This window comes from Wocania ichthyoenteri Th78 (genome assembly GCF_000789235.1).
In the GTDB taxonomy this organism is placed as follows: Bacteria; Bacteroidota; Bacteroidia; order Flavobacteriales; family Flavobacteriaceae; genus Wocania_A; species Wocania_A ichthyoenteri.
Genome location: NZ_KN525716.1, coordinates 1376155 through 1398669, shown reverse-complemented (window position 1 = coordinate 1398669; position 22515 = coordinate 1376155). Strand labels below are relative to the sequence as shown.

The 22515-nt window shown below is 32.2% G+C and carries 9 protein-coding genes and 1 tRNA gene; 6 read left to right on the top strand and 4 right to left on the bottom strand.

Features of this window, described 5'->3' with window-relative positions; translation table 11 throughout:
• The first annotated feature begins 39 nt into the window (after positions 1–39).
• Positions 40–1515, top strand: coding sequence for a serine hydrolase domain-containing protein (locus tag RG22_RS06000; RefSeq protein WP_052143652.1), 1476 nt, complete (start codon positions 40–42; stop codon positions 1513–1515).
• Positions 1516–1716: 201 nt separating this feature from the next.
• Positions 1717–1798, top strand: a tRNA-Leu gene (locus tag RG22_RS05995).
• Between the two features lie 72 nt (positions 1799–1870).
• On the opposite strand, the gene RG22_RS05990 is transcribed toward RG22_RS05995, so the two are convergent.
• The 4 genes from RG22_RS05990 to RG22_RS05975 form a co-directional block, all read right to left on the bottom strand.
• A complete protein-coding gene (locus RG22_RS05990) occupies positions 1871–5143 on the bottom strand; it encodes a VCBS repeat-containing protein (protein ID WP_156113354.1) in 3273 nt (1090 codons plus the stop codon).
• Between the two features lie 154 nt (positions 5144–5297).
• Complete coding sequence (locus RG22_RS05985; RefSeq protein ID WP_034041714.1) at positions 5298–6818, bottom strand: RagB/SusD family nutrient uptake outer membrane protein; 1521 nt, start codon at positions 6816–6818, stop codon at positions 5298–5300.
• A 16-nt stretch (positions 6819–6834) separates the two neighbouring features.
• Entirely contained in the window at positions 6835–9912 is a 3078-nt protein-coding gene (locus tag RG22_RS05980) for a SusC/RagA family TonB-linked outer membrane protein (RefSeq protein WP_034041713.1), read from the bottom strand.
• Between the two features lie 225 nt (positions 9913–10137).
• Complete coding sequence (locus RG22_RS05975; RefSeq protein WP_034041712.1) at positions 10138–11832, bottom strand: tetratricopeptide repeat protein; 1695 nt, start codon at positions 11830–11832, stop codon at positions 10138–10140.
• Positions 11833–12022: 190 nt separating this feature from the next.
• On the opposite strand from RG22_RS05975, the gene RG22_RS05970 reads away from it, so the two are divergent.
• The 4 genes from RG22_RS05970 to RG22_RS05955 all read left to right on the top strand — a co-directional run bounded on the left by RG22_RS05970 (position 12023) and on the right by RG22_RS05955 (position 22469).
• Complete coding sequence (locus RG22_RS05970) at positions 12023–14041, top strand: MGH1-like glycoside hydrolase domain-containing protein (protein ID WP_052143651.1); 2019 nt, start codon at positions 12023–12025, stop codon at positions 14039–14041.
• Positions 14042–17068, top strand: a complete 3027-nt coding sequence (locus RG22_RS05965) for an aminotransferase class III-fold pyridoxal phosphate-dependent enzyme (protein ID WP_034041711.1) — start codon at positions 14042–14044, stop codon at positions 17066–17068.
• Between the two features lie 10 nt (positions 17069–17078).
• Positions 17079–20228 (top strand): beta-galactosidase, LacZ type, encoded by a 3150-nt coding sequence (lacZ, locus tag RG22_RS05960; protein WP_034041710.1) that lies wholly within the window; start codon positions 17079–17081, stop codon positions 20226–20228.
• Positions 20229–20432: 204 nt separating this feature from the next.
• Positions 20433–22469: a protein-disulfide reductase DsbD family protein gene (locus RG22_RS05955; protein WP_034041708.1), complete on the top strand. Its 2037-nt coding sequence runs from the start codon at positions 20433–20435 to the stop codon at positions 22467–22469.
• The last annotated feature ends 46 nt before the right edge of the window (positions 22470–22515 follow it).

Sequence of the window (22515 nt, the reverse complement as noted above, 5' to 3'; positions counted from 1 at the left end):
CAAAAAATGTCTATGTAGTATATCAATCTAAAAAAATCAATGAACAGAATTATAGCAACTACAACTTTACTCTTACTTTTTACAATTTTTGGTTGTAAAAAAGATGTAACTGAAAACAATTTAAATAATGAAATTACAACATATATTAAAGAGCAAATACAAATACAAGAAATTCCAGGTATAGCACTAGCTGTTATTAAAGATGGGAATTTAATTTATGAAGAATACTTTGGAAAAGCCGATTTAGAAAAGAACACCCTTGTAACTAAAAACACCCTTTTTCCTGTTTATTCCATTACCAAGTTGGCTGTAAGTACTGCTATTTTTCAGCTCATTGAGCAACATAAAATATCTTTAGAGGATGTGATTTCCAAATACATTAGTAATTTACCTGAAAGCTGGCAAACTATTAAAGTAGAACACTTATTAACACATTCTTCTGGTTTACCAGATTTTTATGTAAAAGAAGGAACTATTTCTGATACTGATATTTGGTCGAAACTAATTAATGAAAGTTTACATTTTGATACAGGCAATCAGTTTGAATACAATCAAACAAATTATTGGTTGCTAGCAAAAATTATTGAAAAAATAACAAGTCAGTCTTTCGAGGACTTTATTATTACAAACCAATTTCAAAAAGATTCAAGTAATATTATCTTTTCATCAGACCTAAGCGATGAATTTTTAAACAGAGCTAGTCGTCATGAGTTTAATAATGAGAAAGGTGAATATAATATTTCTAAAGTGTATGGAGGAAGAAGATACCATGCTGCCAATGGCATGAACATTACTTTAAAAGAACTCGTTGAATGGAATGCTCGTTTGGATAACAATCATTTATTAGGAAACGAATTAAAACACAAAATGTGGGAGCCTTTTAAATTTAATAATAAAACTGATGAATTTCTTCATGGATGGCATACTTACTCTTTAAACAACAATGTGTCATATGGTTTTACAGGTGGTTCTCAAACAGGTTTTAGAAAGTTTATTAATAACAATCTTACCATTATCGTTTTAACAAATGGGTATAAATATTTTTCTCCTCATAACGATATAATAAATCATGTAGCTGGTATTGTTGACTCTAAATTAGTGTATCACAAAGCAAACGTTCAACATGAGATTATATCTTGTTTTTTGTTGAAAAATGATGAAGATGCTATTAAAAATTACTTTAATGTAAAAGCTAATAATCCTGAACAAGAATCAGATAAGAAATCCTCTTATTCATTTGAAAATACCTTAAATGCTGTTGGCTATCTTCTTCTGCAAAAGAACAATATTAAAAAAGCTATAAAAGTATTTAAGTTGAATATTAAAGAAAACCCAAAATCATCAAATTGCTATGCAAGTTTAGCTGAAGCATATTTAATAGACAATCAACTAAATCTCTCCAAAGAAAATTGTATTCTAGCTCTAGAATTAAGACCTAAAAATAATTACTTAAAATCCATGATTGAAACTATTGAAAAACGAGCGAAATCAATGGAAACTACAACAACTCTCTAATATTAGCATAACTAGTTTTAAACGCTATTTCTTGCCAATACTTTTTACTACATTAGTAAACATAATTTACTATACGAAATTTTTATAGGAATAGTCCAGTCAATTAATCATAATATATACATTATCAAAGACTTAAGAGGTCATGCTAAATTTTCCTAGACTTAGGATTTAAGCTAATTATTAGTGTTAAAAAAATAAAATGCAGGCGTGGTGGAATTGGTAGACACGTTAGACTTAGGATCTAGTGCCGCGAGGTGTGGGAGTTCGAGTCTCCCCGCCCGCACGATATAAGGCTAAAACGTTTCTTTTAATCGAGAAGCGTTTTTTTATTAAATAATAGCTTTTCGTTGGAGTTCTATTGGGAATTTAATTTATAAACAACCATAGCATCGTTATTTCTTGTAACTAGGATTTTTTCTGTGTTTTTTTGTTGTATAACATGTATTCCTTTTGCCATACCATTAATAGCTATTCCACTTTCTAAAGCTGAAATGGGTTTAAAGTTATTTTTACCGTTATTTATTAGTAATAATCCGTAACTCGCATCGTTTCTTGTGGTTTCAATTTCAGATTGATAGATGTTACCTGCAATTAAAATATCTTTTAATCCATCATTATTATAATCATTAATTAAAATATCATTAATAGAAGACAGTTGTGCTTGGTTGGGAAGTTGAATAGTATTAAATTGTCCATTGCCTAAGTTTTCTAAATACACAGAAGCAAAGTTATTTGCTTTTAAGTGTAAGGCTTCCTCTAGTTTTTCCTTTCCGTAAACATCGATTAGTTTTGCAGAGCCAAAATCGTTATATGTTGGGAATTTTTTCTTTATAAATGGCATTTGATTTGAGGAACACTCACGTCCGCGAAGTGGAAATAAATCTTGATTATTATAATAGCCTAAAACAATGTCGTTAGTGCCATTATCGTCAAAATCTGTTGAAAAGACTTCAAAAGGTTCCTTAACTGAAGCTTTGTATTTGTAATTTAAACCGAGGTTGCCAACAACATAATCTGTATCGCCATCATTATCAAAATCGGCACCTTTTATACTATTCCACCAACCACTTGAATTTGGAAGTATATTTTCTTGAAGTATAAATTTCCCATTTTCATTTTTAAAAAAGCTAATTTCCATCCATTCACCCACCACTATTAAATCGGTTTGATTGTCGTTATCAAAATCAGTCCAAATGGCATCGGTTACTAGTCCTATATTTGATAATTTAGGAGCTTTAAGTTTTTCAACATTTCTAAATTTCCCCTTATCATTTTCTAATAAATAACTTATATCAGCAAACGGATAAGTTTGTGCCTTAAGTCGACTTCCAATAAATAAATCTAAGTCGCCATCATTATCAAAATCGAAGGGTTTTACACAGCTTCCGCTAGATGTCATTTTAGGAAGTTTGGAGTTGTCTTTTTTAAAGCTTCCATTAGTATTTATATAAAGTCGGTCTTGATACATACTGCTATTCGCTTTCCATTCGTTACCACCGCTTACCACATATAAATCTAAATCGCCATCGTTATCGGCATCAAAAAAATGAGCATTAACATCTTCTTGATTTTTATCAATTTGCCAAGTTTTAGTATTGGAAACACTAAATGTTTCATCTTTATTTTGAATGTATAAAGTCCCTGAATACCCTTGTGAACCTCCAATATAAAAATCATCTAATCCATCATTATTAATATCTCCTACTGCTGATGCTGGTCCAAATTGTGACATTTTATGAGGCAACAGGCTCTCGTTAATAAAATCGTTATGGTTGTTTTCAATGTGTTTATGTTCTATTTTCGAACTTTTAGTAACGTCGGTAAATAAAGTAGTACTTGGTTTTTTGTTGGTTTTGTCAATTGTTTTGGCATCGCTATAATTTATTGTTAACTTTTGATTTGCTTTAATATTTTCAATGATTTGAAACTTGCCATCTGGCCAAATGATAGTTATACTTTCAACAGATTTTAATTGATTTAAACCAAGATGTAAAACAGGTTCAACTGCAGATTGATACCCACGGGTAGGATAATTTTCTATAAACTGAGAACCGTTTTTTGTTTTAGCTTCAATGCGAACACCAATACCAAATGGGTTTTTAGAGTTTCCTTTAAATTGAAATTGAAGATAATTTTTATTGGAATTATTTTTTAGAATAGTAGCGGATTCATCAATATTATTAACTACTAAATCTAAATCGCCATCGTTATCTAAATCGGCATAAGCAGCACCATTTGAAAACGTAGATTTAGTAATTCCCCAATCCGATGAAGTTTTATCAAACGTTAAGTCGCCATTGTTTTTAAAAAAATAATTAAGCGTTTTTCTTTGTGGTGTTTGCTTGACTAGTTCTTCAATAACGGCAGCCATTTTTTCATTGTTTTTCTGGGCTTCCTCTAAACGCTTTAGCTTGTGGTTTCTAAAATCGTTATTCCTAAAATCTCTTTTTAATCCGTTAGAAATGAACAAATCTTTAAAACCATCGTTATCAAAATCAGCAAATAATGGACTCCAACTCCAATCAGTATTTGAAACTCCAGAAAGTTGTGCAATCTCGCTAAAATTTTGGTTGCCATTATTCATTTGTAGTGCATTAAACATATATTGATAATGAAATCCGTTATTTACTGCATGATTAAATATATCTGGATTCATGCCGCTCATACTGGTTTTAATACCGTAATTATCTTCGGCAACCATATCTAACGACATAATATCCAAAAGGCCATCATTATTAAAATCCGCAATATCGGTGCCCATTGAAAAATTTGGAATGTGTTTTACAGACGATTTTAAACTTTCGGTAAAAGTGCCATCGCCATTATTATAGTATAAATAATCGTGTTCTATATAATCGTTTGCAACGTAAATATCTGGCCACCCATCTTGATTTAAATCGCCAACCGATACGCCCAAACCAAAACCTAAGGGATTGCCAATTATGCCGGCTTGTTTTGATATATCTACAAATTTACCGTTGTCGTTTCGGTATAATTTATCGCCCACAAATTCATCTTCTTTATTCTTGAAATCTTCAGGGTTGTTTGTGTTTATTGGCGAAACATTGTGGTTAAGTAAAAACATATCCAAATCACCATCTTTATCAAAATCAAAGAAAGAGGCTTGGGTGCTATACCCAGAAAAATTTAATCCGTAGTGAGCTGCGCTTTCCGTAAAAGTTCCGTTTTTATTATTTACGAATAATTGATTTTGTCTGTTTTTAGCTTTTCCTTTTCCAGATTTGCAGACATAAATATCTAACCACCCATCAGCATTTATATCTACCATGGTTACTCCAGTTGTCCACCCAAAAGAACCTTTTACATTGGCTTTATTTGTGATGTCTTCAAACTTAAAATCGCCTTTGTTTAAGTAAAGTTTATTGTCTTTTAAGTTGGAAGTGAAATACATATCGGCTAATCCATCATTATTTATATCGCCAACTGCAACACCTCCTCCGTTATAAAAATACTCATAAACCATACTATTCATAGCACTACTTTCTGGTATTTCGTTTATAAAATTTATACTGCTTTTATGAGCTTGAATTTCGGTGAATAATGTAGTGTTTGCATCTTTTTGAAGAGTTTCTTTATTTGAATCCTTTTTACATGAAAAAATAAGCATGCTTAAAAAGACAATTAACAATTTTACATGTTGGCAATATTTAATCATTGACAGATGTATTAATAGTATAAAAATAAAGAAACACCTAGGAATATTAATCCCTAGGTGTATTCAGTTAAAAAACTAAACTTTAACTAACTCTATTACTTAAAATTTACCACCCAGGGTTTGGGTCTAAATTGTTATTTATATTAATTTCTTGTAACGGTATAGGAAACACAATATGCTTATCTTGAAAATTCTCCGCAAATGGCTTATTGTGATTTTCTAAAGTGGTTTTAATAGACTCTGTTGCAGTACTACCACGTTGCCATCGGTATAAATCGAACCAGCGAATACCAAATTCCATAGCTAATTCTACGGGACGCTCATGATGACGGATTTGCGTGCGTAATTCATCCTTTGTCATTACACCCAAAGCTTCAGCACCACCTCGTTGTCTTACAATATTGACTTGATCAATTGCCAAAGGTGTTTTGTCGTTTTCGTTTAAAGCTTCGGCGTACATTAGCAGCACATCTGCATAACGGATTACAGAGATATTAGTCCCGTTATAGAAATTTTCGTCGGCATTAAACGCATATTTTTTAAAGTATTTAGGATGATTCAAATCTGCTGCTACACTGGCGTAAGTTTCGTTTTGTCCAGAATCTCTACTGTACATTTCAGAATTAGGGTCATCAAAGAAAATACTTTCGTAAACGCGATTACTAATATCCCCACCTGTGGTTAAATCAGTTTTCATTTCATCTACTAGCCATTGAGAAGGATAAAATAATTCCCAACCCCCAAAGGCATAAGGCGATACTTGAAAGTTAAAAACTTGACGCTCGTCGTTTCCGTTTGAACGGTCTCCTGAAAATTGAATTTCAAAAATACTTTCACTTCCGTTTTCAGCTAATCCGTTAAAGTTATCGGCATAGTTTGGTAATAATGAATAGCCCATACCTGTAACTTCTTGTAATTTAGTTTCTGCTTGTCCCCATTTTTCTTGAAACAGGTAAACCTTTCCTAGCATAGCTTTCGCTGCGCCTTTTGTGGCTCTACCTTTCCATTCTGATGGATAATTAGTTGGCAAATCTGCTTCAGCGTCACTTAAATCAGTTTCTATTTGTGCCCAAACTGCTGAAGGTGCTGCTTGACTTGGAAATAAATCTTCCAAATCGCCACTAAAAACTGTAATTAGTGGTACATTTTCAAAACCAGTTACTAACCAAAAGTAGTAGTAAGCTCTTAAAAATTTAGCTTCAGCAATAAGTCCTTTTTTAGTATCTGCAGAAAGTGCTTCCATATTAGGAACTTGTTGCAATATTTGATTTGCTCTACCTATACCGGCATAACTTGCTTGCCATACATTATATGGTCCGCTTTCTTCAGTTGTGTTAGAAAAACTTGCTAAAGAACGCCCATAAGTTTCAGCTGTATTGTTCTCTACATCGTCTGCTCTGTATGCTGTAGACGTATAAATTTCTTCAAAAAACGCCCATTTACTTCCACTAGCACTTTGCAAAGCACCGTAGGCCGCAGTTAAGGCTTGCATTGCATGATCTTCGGTTTGCCAAAAACTTTCTTCAGTTAAAACTTCTTTATTTTCAACATTAATAAAATCATCGCTACATGAATTTAAAAACCCGATAAAGCATACCGTTATAATTATATATTTTATTTTTTTCATTGTTCTTTTTTTTAATTTATAGTGAAAGATTTACTCCTAAAATAAACGACTTTGTTAAAGGGTAAAAACCTCTATCTACACCTCTTGTAAATGTGCCTCCATTTGCAAGTCCTGGGTCGAAGCCCGAATAATCTGTAATGGTAAACAAATTATTGGCTGTTACATAAATTCTGGCATTAGATATGGCCAGTTTAGAAGTTACAGATTCTTGGAAAGTGTAACCAATTTGAATATTTTTTAATCTTAAATAAGAACCATTTTCTAAGAAATAACTTGAAGGACGAATATTATTGTTAGGGTCGCCAAATGCATTTCTAGGAACATTACTTCCTGTATTTTGAGGCGTCCAAGCATTTAATAAATCGGATGACATATTATTTCTATCCGTTCTATATAACCACATTTTTACACCGTTATAAATTTTGTTGTCTTGTGTGCCTTGAAAGAACACACTGGCATCAAAGTTTTTATATTTAGCATTAAAATTTAAGCCATATTCAAAATCTGGAAGCCCGCTTCCCATATAGCGTTTATCTTCATCACCTAGAGACCCATTGCCACTTATATCTGTAAACCTTAGGTCTCCAGGAACTGCATCTGGTTGTACGCCATGTGCATCAATTTCTGCTTGATTTTGAAAAATTCCATCAGCTTCAAATAAATAAAAACGACCAATTTCTCCGCCTACTTCTGTTCTTGTGGTCGGGAAGTTGTTAAATTCAATAAAGCCATCTGTAAAAGATTCATTTGCAATACCCAGCTTAGTAACTTTATTTTTCGAGCTACTTATGTTTGCCGAAATATCAAAAGTGAAATCTTTATCCGAATCACTATTATAAGTAAGTGATAAACCCCAACCTTTGTTTTCTAAATTTCCGCCGTTTGTTAAAGGAAACGATGTTATTCCTGATGAAGCTGGAATTGGCACAGACACTAACATATCTGTTGTTTTAGAAATAAAATAATCAAATGTCGCCTTAATACTATTGTTTAAAAGCCCTAAATCAACACCAATATTAGTAGTTGCTGTTTCTTCCCATTGAATATCAGGAGTTGGTAACGAGTTTGCAATTGCTCCGACTAAAACATTTTGGCTAACACCTTCGCCAAAAGGATAGTTTAGTTGTTGTCCGCCAGAACCAATTCGAGCTAAAAATAAATGTTCGCCAATTAATTGATTCCCTAATGTGCCATAGCTAAATCTAGGTTTTATTTGGCTAAATAAATCCGATTCGAAAAAATCTTCGTTATGCAATGCCCAACCTAAAGATAGTGAATAAAATGTACCATATTTATTATCTGGTCCAAATCGAGAAGACCCGTCGCGTCTTACACTGGTTTGTAAATAGTATTTTTTATTGAAATCGTAATTGATTCGACCAAAATAAGATTGCAATGTATTTGTTGAATTAAATCCATAAGACGATTCATCTCCAATACCAGCACCTAAAGCTTGTAATTGGTCTGATGCTAAAGTGTTATTTGAACCACCAACTGATCTGAATTGGCTTTTCTCTCTTGAGACACCCAATAAAACATCTACGTCGTGATTACCAAATTTTTTACGATAGTTTAAGGTATTATTTAAGGTCCACTCGTTAGTTCTCGACCGTGATTCATCTAACAATGGATTGTCATTGGTTGACTGCGGTCCAAAATTATAAGTTGGCAAGAAAAATGAAAAGTGCGTATTCTCTACATTAGCTCCATATTGAAATTGATATTTTAAACCTTCAATAATATCTAGGGTAGCAGATATATTAAATTGCATATAATCATCTTGATTTGCTCTATCGGTAATCTCACCTTCTCCTATTGGGTTACCAGAGCCTAGTCCATTTGCAGGAGTAGCAAACCCGTTTAGAGAACTTGCATCGTAAATGGCTTTATGTGGTAATTGAGAATAAATATCTAAGAATGGAGAAAAACTAGCATTTCCACCTCCAATGGGCTCAAAAATCCCACGTGTGTTTTCTCTGGTATAACTTAAACCTGGAGAGATTTTTAACTTGTCGTTAAGCAGTTTGAAATCCATATTAAGACGTGTATTAAGCCTATCGAAACCTGTGTTTATTACCGTTCCAGAATTATCAAAATATCCTGCAGAAAAATTGTAGTTCATTTTTTCAGTCCCGCCAGATATTCCTATGTCGTGTTTTTGCTCAAAAGCATTACTCATGTATTCTCCAACCCAATCAGAATCTGCATACTGTTCGGCATTTGTTAAATAAGGTGCCGGTGTAACTCCTACATTATTATATGCTTCTAATTTAATTTGATCGTGCTGACTTCTATTTGCTATACTTACATTATCGCTTACAGAATGCGTGCTTATATAGGAGTTAATAGTTACTTTAGGCTCTCCAGTTTCACCTCTTTTTGTAGTTACAATTACAACACCATTTGATGCTCTAGAACCATAAATGGTAGCTGCTGAAGCATCTTTTAATATGCTTATATTTGCAATATCTGCTGGATTAATATATGAAAGATCTCCAGGAATTCCATCAATAACAAATAGCGGATTATTATTTCCTATAGTTCCTAAACCTCTAATTCTTATTACAGGATCACTGCCTGGTGCACCAGTAGCAGAAGATACATTAACACCTGCTGCTTGACCTTGTAAAGAGGTTGCTATATTAGATGTTGGGATTTTTTGAAGTTCGGCAACATTAACAGATGTTATGGCAGCAGTTACTTCTTCTCTTTTTTGAATGCCATAACCTACCAAAATAACTTCGTCTAAACTTTCAGCATTTTCTTCTAAAGAAACATTTATAGCAGTCTGATTACCTACCATAACCTCTTTGGTTAAAAAGCCTAAGAAGCTATAAACCAATACGGTTTGTTTGTTTGGGACTTCAATAGAATAGGTTCCCTCAAAGTCAGATTGTACTCCAACAGTTTGATTGTTTTTAATGGTAACTGTTGCTCCGGGAAGAGGTATTCCTGTGTTGTCTGTTATGGTTCCACTTACTTCAATACTTTGAGAAAAAGAACTGGATGTAAACCCAAACGATGCAAACACAAAAAGCAATAAAAACAGGCCATTAAAAGGCTGGTTTTGATTTTTTGATTGTTTTTTTTTCATATTAATAGTTATTTGTTAGTCATATGCCCAAGCCTCAAATTTTGGCATGAGCTTAGGTGTTATCAAATATTGTATTATTTTCAAATAAAACCTCAAAAATCACCTTTACTTGACCTTTACATTATACTTAAATGTCTTTATTTGTGTGTGTTTAATAAGAAATGCGTGTAAATAAAAATTAAAGAAGAGAGTATGGCTCTATTTAGAGATAAGAATTTTAAAAAACTAAATACTTTCTAGAAAACTAACTAGGTTTTCTTTTTTATCTAAATTCAGTTTTTTTCTCAATCGATGCCTGCCAATTTCTACAGAATTTAAAGAAATATTATTAATATTTGCTATTTCTTTTGAGCTGAGCTTAAGCTTAACTTGAACGGCTAATTGTACATCTTTGTTAGTTAAGTGAGGATATTTTTCTTTAATTCTGAATAAAAAATCGCTTTGTAAAGTTTCAACATTTGTATGGAATCTTTGAATATCTTCATTAAAATCAAACTTAAATGTATATTCTTTTATAAGTGCATTTATGTCTTTTTTTAATTGCTTTATATCTGTAAAATTTAAGCTTTTAAAAGATTTTGTAAGGTCTTTGTATATTGATGTTCTTTGAGATATAAATAAGGCTAGATTTGTTAGCTCTTTCATACGAAATTCTAATTTATGCTCAAGATTTTCTCGTAAAAGCGATTGTGTTCTTAATTTTTCTTTTGACAACTTATGGCTTTGCAGGTAAATCGCTTTTTTCTTTTTTATATTGTTCCAAAGTGATGCTATAATAAGAATTGCAATAATTACTGATAATATAGAACCAATTAGTAATAATTTTCTTTTTTGGGCTTCTAAGTTTCTTTGTTGCTCTAATAATTTAATTTCAGACTCTCTTCGCTCATCTTCGTAAAGAATCCTCATTTCAGTTAGTTTTTCACTTTTATTACTCGAAAAAATTTCTGAATTCCCTTCTGCGTATTTCTTATAGTAATTGAAAGCCTCTTTATAATCTTGTTTTGCTAAATAGTAGTCAGACATAATTCTATCATTCTCCACTATCCACTCTTTATTATCCATTAATCCCTCCATAATCAATCTGGATTCTTTTAATAGTAAATAACATTTGTCAAAATTTCCAAGCTTTAAATTTACAATTGAAAGTTCATTTAGAATATGCACCTTATTTTGATCGTCTTTAATTTGATTTGTAATCTCTAAAGAAGATTCTAAAAAGGTCTTAGCAGAATCTAGTTCATTAATTTTACGGTAACAAACACCCATATTTTTCATGGTTTCTGCAATTCTATCTTTATTATTAAACGCTTTTTTAAGCTCTAAAGATTTTTTAAAAAAAGATAATGCCAAATTGCAATCTCCTTTGTGTTCGTGAATTAGTCCTATACTGTTATAGCTATAAGCAATGCGCTGCTTGTCGCCAATTTTTTCATGTATTTTTAAAGTTTCAGTATGGTATTCAAGAGCTTTGTCAAAATAGCCAATGTCGTAATATAGCCATCCAAGGGTTCGTAGTGTAAAGGCTAAATCATAATCATTCTCAATACCTTTTCTAATTTCCAACGATTGCAGCCCTAGTTGTAAAGCTTTATCATAAAAATCATTAAACAAATAGCCTTGACAAAGATTAATAAGCGCTAATCCTTCTTGATTTTTATCATTAAACTCTTGTGCTAACTGTAACGCTTCATTTGCATATTCTATAGTTTTATTGGAGTTTATAGACCAATAAATTTCAGCAACTCTATTTAACAAAGGTATTTTATCTTTACCTCTTGAGTAGGGTAGGATGGTTAGTAAACTATCCAATTCTATTTGAGAGTCGCTTGGGTTTTCATCCCAGATATTAGTTTGACAATGCATAGTAAGACCTATAAATACAAGTATAAAAAAAGTAAGTTTCATTAATTTTTTCATTAGCTAAGATTTATAAATTATAAAGAAATCTACATATATTACAAATAACGATATTATAAATTAATATGGGGCTTAAAAAAGTGAATATGAAAGGTCAAGTAAAGGTGTTTTTTGAATTATTAAAGAAAAATAATCGAAATTTGTTAGAATCTATTAAGTTTTAAAATACGTACACATCCTAATTAAAAAAATGCATTTAAACAAGGTGATTAAATATATAGCAGTTTTAGTTTTGTTATTAATTTTTAGTTGTAATAAGCCTAAAGAACCAATAAAGATTGATAATAAAGATAATTTCCTAAACTTTAGTAAAAATATTCTGGATTACCATATTACACCAAAAGACTCTGTAGATAAATCTGGTTTAATGTTTTCAGGTCAAGGTGCTTGGTTTGGGTATGGCTTGCATAAAGAATCAAATGAATCTATTGGTTTTTCTGGACCTTTTTTGATGACGCAGCAAAATGGTGTTTGGTTAAGCACATCTCTTATGAATGCCATGATTAAAGTTGATAATAGCTTTGAATTACTAAATGGGGGACAAGGGCATAGTTATTCAAGTCATTTAGAGAAGAACTATTCAAGCGATAAAATAGCTGTGAGCGAAAAACTAGTTTTCAAAAACGGGCACACTGCTTTACTACAAACCAAAATAAAAAACACTAGTGATAGGAGTATCAATGTGAAAATTTTATGGGGTCACTCGCCTATTTTGATTAGTGGAATTTCTTTATCAAAAAGTGATAACATAATCAAAATTAATTCTACAAAAACAAATGCCAAAGGTTATCTAACTTTCCCTAAAACTACCCATGTTGAATTAGTAGATAGCTTACAATACAACGCAAAAAGTAGTTTAGATTTAAAACCCAACGAAACCAAAGAAATTACTATTTTACATACCTTTATTTTTCCAGAATATTCTTGGGAAGAAGAAAAAAAACAAATTCAAAAGATTAATTTCGATTCCGTTTTAAATGTACGAAAACAAGAAAAAAATAGTCAACTAAAAACCCTTATCGAAAACAGAAAATCACAATTTAAAGATTATAAATATGCTGAAGTTTTAGCCAAAGCTCATTTAACACTGCAAAACAATTGGCGAATTCCTGCAGGAGAAATTAAACACGAAGGCTTATTCCCAAGTTATCACTACGAATGGTTTAATGGGTTTTGGTCTTGGGATTCTTGGAAGCATGTTGTGGGACTATCTTATTACGATACCAGTTTAGCAAAAAATCAAATGCGAGCGATGTTCGATTTTCAAAGTAAAGACGGTTTTATTGTAGATTGTATTTACCGAGACACCACAATTGAAGCGCATAATTATCGTGATACCAAACCGCCACTTGCTGTGTGGGCAGTTACTAAGATTTATGAAAAGAATAAGGATATTGAATTTGTAAAAGAGTCTTATCCGAAATTAAAAAAATATCACGAATGGTGGTATAATAAACGTGACCACGACCAAGATGGATTGTGTGAATATGGCTCAACTGACGGCACACTAATTGCTGCAAAATGGGAAAGCGGTATGGACAATGCTATTCGTTTCGATGATTCTAAAATTCTTAAAAATAGTGAAGGCGCATATTCTCTAGACCAAGAAAGTGTAGATTTAAATGCTTATTTATATGCCGAAAAACTATATTTAAGCGAATTAGCTACTATTCTAAAAAATTCAGAAGATGCCAAAATCTATAAAGAGGAAGCTGAACTTTTAAAACAAAAAATCCAACAACAATTCTACGACAAAGAAGATGGTTGGTTTTACGATACAAATCTTGAAGGAACCATTTTTATTAAAGGAGAAGGTAGTGAAGGCTGGACAGCACTTTGGGCTAAAGCAGCGACACAAGAACAGGCAGAAGCTGTAAAAAATAAACTGATGAATCCAAAGAAATTCTATACTAAAGTGCCATTTCAAACCATGAGTGCAGACCATAATAGATTCGACCCGTTAGAAGGTTATTGGCGCGGTCCAAATTGGCTCGATCAAGCTTATTTTGGTGTAAAAGGATTGCGTAATTATGGGTTTAATAAAGAGGCAGATAAAGCAACCATTCAAATTATTGAAGGTGCTGAAGGCATTTTAGGAAAAGGAAAATCTATACGCGAAAATTACCATCCATTAACAGGAAAAGGTTTAAATGCCGAAAATTTTAGTTGGAGCGCAGCGCACCTTATCATGCTATTACAAAAGGACTAAATGAACTACGAGAAATTAAAAATTTCAAATCAGCAAGCCGAAGATATCCTCTTCGAGCTTTTCAAAATAAAGGGAATTGCAGCAGAACTTCCAGGAGAAGTCGATTTTAATTTTAGAATTAAAACTGACGATTCAGAAGGTTGTATTTTAAAGATTTCTCGACCAAATGAAAACGAAAAATATCTAGATTTTCAACAAAAACTATTACAGTTTGTTGAAGCCAATGGACAAAATCTTATTGCTCCAAAAGTTATTACTGATATTCATGGAAATACCATTTCTAAAATTACAGATGATTTTGGAAATGAACGAAATGTCAGATTATTAAGTTGGGTTTCGGGGCATGTTTGGAGTAATGTAAATCCGCAATTAAACGATTTGCGTTATAGTTTAGGTGAACAATGTGGTTTACTTACTAAAGCTTTACAAGGGTTTGAACATCCCGAAGCACATCGTGAATTTGAATGGGATGTAGCACAATCGCTTTGGACAAAAGTGCATATGAATTTGTTTAATAATGAAGAAAAGGAACTCATTGAATATTTTCAAAACCAATTTGAAAAATCTCAAGATACCTATTCATTATTAAGAAAAGCTGTAGTTCATAATGATGCTAACGATAATAATGTCATAGTCTCTTCAGATTTAATTAACCCTAAAGTTCAAGCCGCTATAGATTACGGAGACGCTATAAACACGCAAATTATTAACGATGTCGCCATTGCTTGCGCCTATGCTATAATGCATCATAACGATCCGCTAGAAGCTGCTTTGCCGATTATTAAAGGTTATCATTCTACATTTGCATTGCAAGAAAATGAACTACAACATTTGTATAATGCGATTGCCATGCGATTGGTAATTTCGGTTACAAAATCGGCAATTAATAAAATAGAAGAACCTAATAATGCCTATTTATTAATTAGCGAAAAACCCGCTTGGGAAGTCTTAAAAAAATGGCGAAATATAAGTGCGGATTTTGCACATTTTAGTTTTAGAAATGCCTGTGGTTTTAATGGACACCACAATGAAAATCAATTTAAAAACTGGGCTTCAAAACAAGATTTTAAATTAGCTGAATTATTTCCATCCATTAATAAAGATGAAGTATCTCCATTAGATTTAAGCGTGTCTAGCACATGGATTGGTCATCAAGAAGATTTTAATAATTTGGATGTCTTTGAATTTAAAATCAATCAGCTTCAAAAGAAAAACCCAAACAAAATTATAGCTGGCGGCTATTTAGAACCACGACCTTTATACACTTCAAATACCTATGATAAAATAGGGAATTATGGTAAAGAAAGTAGAACTATTCATTTAGGTATTGATTTTTGGTTGCCAAGTGACACACCTGTTCATGCTTTATTTGATGGCGAAGTGGTAGCTGCTGTAAACGATGCTGGTAATAAAGCATATGGCGGATTGGTTATTTTAAAACATCAAGTAGATAATTTTGAATTCTACTCACTTTATGGTCATTTATCTGTTGCTAGTACTACTAAAAATGAAGTAGGCGATATTATAAAAAAAGGCAAAAAGATTGGAGAATTAGGACATTCAAATGAAAACGGAAATTGGGCACCACATCTTCATTTTCAAGTCATGCTTTCGCTTTTAGATTATAAAAATGATTTTCCTGGAGTGGCTTATTACAAACAAATTGATGTTTGGAAAAGTATCTGTCTAGACCCAAATCTATTATTCAAATCGGAAACGCTTCAAAATACTTTTGAAAATTCAAACGAAGATTTAATCAATTACAGAAAACAACATTTAGGCAAAAGTTTAAGTCTTCAATATAAAGTACCTATTAAAATGGTGCGTGGTGCTGGACAATACCTTATAGATCAATACGGACGCAAATATTTAGATATTGTAAATAATGTGGCGCATGTTGGGCATGAACATTATGCAGTTGTAAAAGCGGGGCAAGAGCAAATGGCTTTAATCAATACTAATTCACGCTATTTACACGACAATATTAATGCTTTAGCGAAAGAACTCATTGAAACTTTACCACCAGAATTAAGCGTGCTACATTTTGTGAACTCAGGTAGCGAAGCCAATGAATTAGCCATACGGATGGTAAAAGCATCAACTGGCCAACGCGATATTATTGCCAGCGAAGTTGGATATCATGGCAACTCGAATATGTGTATTGATATTAGCTCTTACAAGTTTGATGGTAAAGGTGGCAATGGCGCACCAGAGCACACGCACATTTTTCCGCTTCCAGATACCTTTAGAGGAAAACATAGAGGCGAAGATAGTGCAGAAAAATACGCCGAAGAGGTTCAAAAACAAATCGATACGGTTCATAAAAAAGGACGAAACATCGGTGCTTTTATCATTGAACCTATTATAAGTTGTGGCGGACAAATTGAATTACCAGAAGGCTTTTTAGCTAAATCTTATGATTATGTTCGAGCCGCTGGTGGACTTTGTATTTCAGACGAAGTACAAACGGGTTGTGGTAGAATGGGTAAAACATTTTGGGGCTTTCAATTACATAATATTGTTCCAGATATTGTAACTATTGGCAAACCGTTAGGTAATGGGCATCCTATTGCTGCAGTGGCTTGCACTCAAGAAGTTGCCGAAAAATTTGCTAATGGTATGGAGTATTTCAACACTTTTGGTGGTAATCCAGTGTCTTGTGCTATTGGTGCTGAAGTTATACGAACCGTAAAGCGTGAGAAATTACAAGAAAATGCTTTAAAAGTTGGGGAATTTTTAAAATCTAAATTAACAGCACTTTCAAAAGAATTCCCAATCATTGGAGATGTTCGCGGCCAAGGCTTATTTCTTGGTATTGAATTGGTTGATGCTAATATGAATCCGTTGCCAGCTCAAACTGATTATTTAGCCAATAGAATGAAAGACCACGGTATTTTAATGAGTACCGACGGGCCAGATCATAATGTCCTAAAAATTAAACCACCAATAGTATTTACTAAAGAAAACGCAGAAGAATTAATCTTTTATTTAAGAAAAATATTTGCAGAAGATTTTATGCAACTTTAAAACAAGACAAATGAAATTAAAACTATTATGTATTATCCTGTTTTGTATTGTCTTGGGTTGCAAACAAACAGCATTACCAGAAGTTCCAGAGCAAACATTTCATTATAATCATAAAATATTTGAAGAGCATAAATTACCGCCAAGAGCCACTTATTTTGGATTTGAATCGGAGGATATTACAGTCAAAGAAAAATCAAAACGCTATTTAAGTTTAAATGGGCAATGGAAATTTAATTGGGTTAAAGACCCGAAAATGAGACCAACAACATTTCAAAATGAAAACTTTGATGACTCAGATTGGACAACCATTCCCGTGCCAGCCAATTGGGAAGTTGAAGGTTTTGGACACCCTATTTATTTGGACGAACGTTATCCATTTACCACAAAGTGGCCAAATGTACCAACCGATTATAATCCCGTGGGGACTTATAGAAATGAAATTACTTTAGATGCAGCATTCTTATCACAAGACGTTATTTTACATTTTGCAGGTGCCAAATCTGCAATGTACGTTTATATAAACGGCAAGTATGTTGGCTATTCTCAAGGCAGTAAAACACCTGCAGAATTTAATATCACAGAGTATTTAAAAAAAGGGAAGAATCTGTTGGCTTTACAAATGTTTCGCTGGAGCGACGCTAGTTATTTAGAAAGTCAAGACATGTTACGCATGAGCGGTATTGAACGTGATGTGTATTTATATACACAACCCAAAGTATCTATTTCAGATTATTATGCATATACAAATTTAGATGAAAACTATAAAAATGGAATTTCTGAAACCGCAATTTCAATAGCAAATAATTCAGAAGCATCTGTGAAACGAAAAGTATCTTTAGAACTTTTTGATGATGAAAATTCAGTGTATTCAGATTTAAAAACAATAGATATTCCAGCGAATGATACTATTCAATTTACTTCTGAAACGGTAATTAAAAATGTAAAACAATGGTCTGCAGAACAGCCAAATTTATACACGCTGAAAATAACTTTAGAAGATGAAACCAATACAAAAAATAGTCAATACATCACCAAAAAAATAGGTTTTAAAAGCGTAGAAATCAAAGATTCCCAAGTATTAATTAATGGTAAAGCTATTTATATTCGTGGCGTAAACAGACACGAAACCGATCCTTTTACTGGTCATGTAGTGTCTAGAAAATCTATGGAGAAAGACATTAAATTAATGAAACAAAATAATATTAATGCGGTACGCTCTTCTCATTATCCAAACGATCCGTATTGGTTGGATTTATGCGATAAATATGGTTTATATGTTGTAAATGAAGCCAATATAGAAAGTCATCCGTTAGCCATAGACGAAAATACTCAAATAGGTAACGAAATGAGCTGGTTACCTGCACACGAAATGCGTACAAAACGCATGTATTATCGTGATAGAAATCATCCATCTATATATTCGTGGTCATTAGGAAACGAAGCCGGTAAGGGAGACGTTTTTAAAAGCACTTATAAATGGTTAAAAAACAAAGATGATAATCGTATTGTGCAATATGAGCCTGCTGAAAAAGAGGATTATACTGATATTTATTGCCCAATGTATCCAAAACCAGAGTTTTTAATTAATCATGGTAAGTCTAATTCAGATAAACCATCTATAATGATTGAGTATGCACATGCTATGGGAAATTCTGTTGGAAACCTACAAGATTATTGGGACGTTATAGAAACGTATCCAAATCTTCAAGGTGGTTATATTTGGGATTGGGTAGATCAAGCTTTAGAATATAAAGATGAAAACGGTAATCCGTATTTGGCTTATGGCCACGATTATCATCCAGATTTACCAACAGACGGTAATTTTTTGAACAATGGTTTGGTTAACCCTTATCGCAATCCACATCCTCATTTAACCGAAGTAAAAAAAGTATATGAACCAGTTCAATTCAATTATTTAGGTAACGGCGTTATTGAAATTGAAAACAAAAATTTCTTTAGTAATCTTTCAAAAAAAACAATAGCTTGGAAAATTTTAAAAGATGGAAAAGAAGCTTTTCAAGATAAAAATATTTTAGTTGATGTTAAACCTCAAGAGACAAAAAAAATTCAACTAGAAAAATTTCCAAATTCTTTTTCTTTAGAAGGTGAATATATTTTTCAAGTAAGTTTAATTCAAAATGAAGATGAAAATTTAATTCCTAAAGGATATGAAATTGCTTGGGATGAGTTTTTACTTCAAAAAAGAAGATTTAATAAAACTACTTCTATAAAAGGAAAAAATCTTAAAATAATTAAAACCGACGGTTCTTTAACTATTAAAAATGATAAAGTTGACTTTAAAATTAACGCTGACACAGGAGAGATTCAATTATGGATATGTCAAGGAAAACTAATAACGAGCGAAGCTATTCGTCCTAATTTCTGGCGACCACCAACAGATAATGATTTGGGTAATAATATGCATAAATGGGCTCAAATTTGGCAAAACGCTACGTATAATTATAGTTCTAAATTGATTGAAAACCCTGTTAAATTAGGTGATGGCGTAACTTATAAGGTTGATTATGTTTTACCTAACAATAAAGCAAAGGTAGAAGCAAAATATACCTTAAAATCTGATGGAAGTCTAAACGTTGATTATAGTTTTATGCCCAATCAAAAGAACCTTCCAAACATTCCGCGTTTAGGAATGTACATAACTTTACCAAAAGATTTCACAAATATATCATGGTATGGTAAAGGTTTAACAGAAAGTTATTGGGACAGAAAAACAGGTGTAAAAACTAGTGTATATTCTGGAAAAATTATAGACCAATTTGAACGATATCTTCGTCCACAGGAAACGGGGAACAAAACCAATGTTCGTTGGGTTAAAGTATCTTCGAATGATTTGTCTTTAAAAGCATCAGGCAATACTTTAATTAATACAAGTGTTTGGCCGTTTGTTATGACGGAAATTGATTTTAAAAGTGGAGATGCAAGTCAATCAGCTTCTGGTTTAGTACCTGTAACTAAAAAACATGGTGCAGATATTAAAATTGGAGAAACCATACAATGGAATATTGATTTCTTACAAATGGGAGTTGGTGGAGATTCCTCTTGGGGAAGGTTAGTACATTCAGAATATACTATTCCTGCAAACAAAGAGTATGTTTATTCATTTAAAATAACACCATCTGTTTACTTTAATAATCTTTAGTGTTAATTAAAGTAAAGACAATCATAAAGTAACTATTGAATTAAATAGCCTGTTTTATCAAAACTTACACTCAATATTTCTATCTTATTTAAACAACTTACTTTTTAAAAAAATAAAGTAATCAAAACCTATTAGTTTTTTATACTTTTAGCGTCTATTAAGAGAGTGTTTTTAAGATTTTACAAAAGAAATATATACGAATAGATGAAAAAATTAGTTTTAATTTTAGTATTAACTCTAGGCTTTAATGCCTTTTCCCAAATACTAGAACCTGTTGAATGGTCAACATCTGTTGAGAAAGTTTCAGAAACTGAGTATGAGCTTATTGCTACGGCAAAAATAGATAAAGGTTGGCATTTATATTCGCAAAATGTGCCTGAAGGTGGGCCGATTCCAACAACGTTTGCTTTTCAGGATAATCAAGATTATGAATTAATTCAAACGGTTTTAGAAGAGGAGGGGCACACCATAAATGACCCCGTTTTTAATATGCGTATTAAGTTTTTTGAAAATAAAGTAGTTTTTAAACAACGGATAAAAGTATTAAATAATGAGCTGTCGTTAGTTAAAGGCGAAGTCGAGTTTATGGTTTGTGATGATACTAGGTGTTTGCCTCCAACTTATGCAGATTTAGTATTTAATATAAATTCTTCTAAAGAAAGTAACTTAGAAGCATCTGACAATAATAAAACTACTCCAATGGTAGATAATATGATTGTTAATAATATACTTTATGGATTATCTGTTAAAGATTTAAAAAAGGCTAGTATTAAATGTGAAAATGAAGTTACTAGTAACGCATCAGAAGTACAAAGCGGAGGGAAATCATTATGGAGCATTTTTGGTTTAGGTTTCTTAGGTGGTTTGTTAGCATTATTAACGCCTTGTGTGTTTCCAATGATACCTCTTACAGTAAGTTTTTTTACTAAAAAAAGCGGACAAAATAAAGGTTCAGGAGTATCTAAAGCATTGCTTTATGGGTTTTTCATTTTTGCAGTTTATATTATTTTAAGTGTTCCATTTCATTTATTAGATTCAGTAAATCCAGATATTTTAAATGAAATATCAACCAACGTGTGGTTAAATGTTATATTCTTTGCAATTTTCTTATTTTTTGCATTTTCATTTTTTGGATATTACGAATTAACTTTACCATCTAGTTGGACAAATAAAACAACTCAAGGAGAAAGTTCAGGAGGCTTTATTGGTATTTTCTTTATGGCATTAACGCTGGCTATTGTGTCATTTTCATGTACAGGTCCTATTCTAGGATCGCTATTAGCAGGCTCATTGACAGCAGATGGTGGTGCATGGCAACTTACCGCTGGTATGGCAGGGTTTGGAGTGTCTTTAGGCTTGCCTTTTGCATTATTCGCTATGTTTCCAAATATGATGAATGCTTTACCAAAATCTGGCGGTTGGTTAAATACGACCAAAGTAATTTTAGGGTTTTTAGAATTAGCATTGGCATTCAAATTTTTATCGAATGCTGATTTAGTAGCGCATTGGAATCTTTTAAAAATTGAACCCTTTTTAATACTTTGGATTATTATTTTTGGCGGATTAGCTTTATATCTGCTTGGGAAAATTAAATTTCCACATGATTCACCGATAAAGAAACTATCATTTTCAAGAATAGCTGGAGGCGTATTAGTGGCAGCATTTACTATATATTTAGTTTCGGGATTTAGAGTAAATAAAGAAACAAATACATTTACACCTTTAACATTGTTAAGTGGGCTAGCTCCACCAGTTGGTTATAGTTTTTTATATCCAAATGACTGCCCTAATAATTTAGAATGCTTTAAAGATTTAAAAACAGGTATAGCATATGCTAAAAAGGTTAATAAGCCTATTATGTTAGACTTTACAGGTTATGCATGTGTGAATTGTAGAAAAATGGAAGAACATGTTTGGCCACTTAAAAAGATTGATAATTACTTAAGAAACGATTATGTGTTAATTTCGCTTTATGTAGATGATAAAAAAACATTGCCAGAAGACGAGCAAGTAAATGTTAATAGAGTAAACGGAGGGACGAGAAAACTTGAGAGTTATGGACATAAATGGGCTAATTTTCAAACACAATTTTTTCAAACAAATTCGCAACCATATTATGTATTATTAAATTCTGATGGCACAAAAATTTTAAATCAGGCAGTAGGTTATACTCCAGATGAAGAAGATTATGCTAGGTTTTTAGAATGTGGTTTGAGTGTTTTCGAAAAAATAAAAGAATAGTATTTAACTATAAGAGTAATAACTTTTATTTAAGAATTCTAATAGA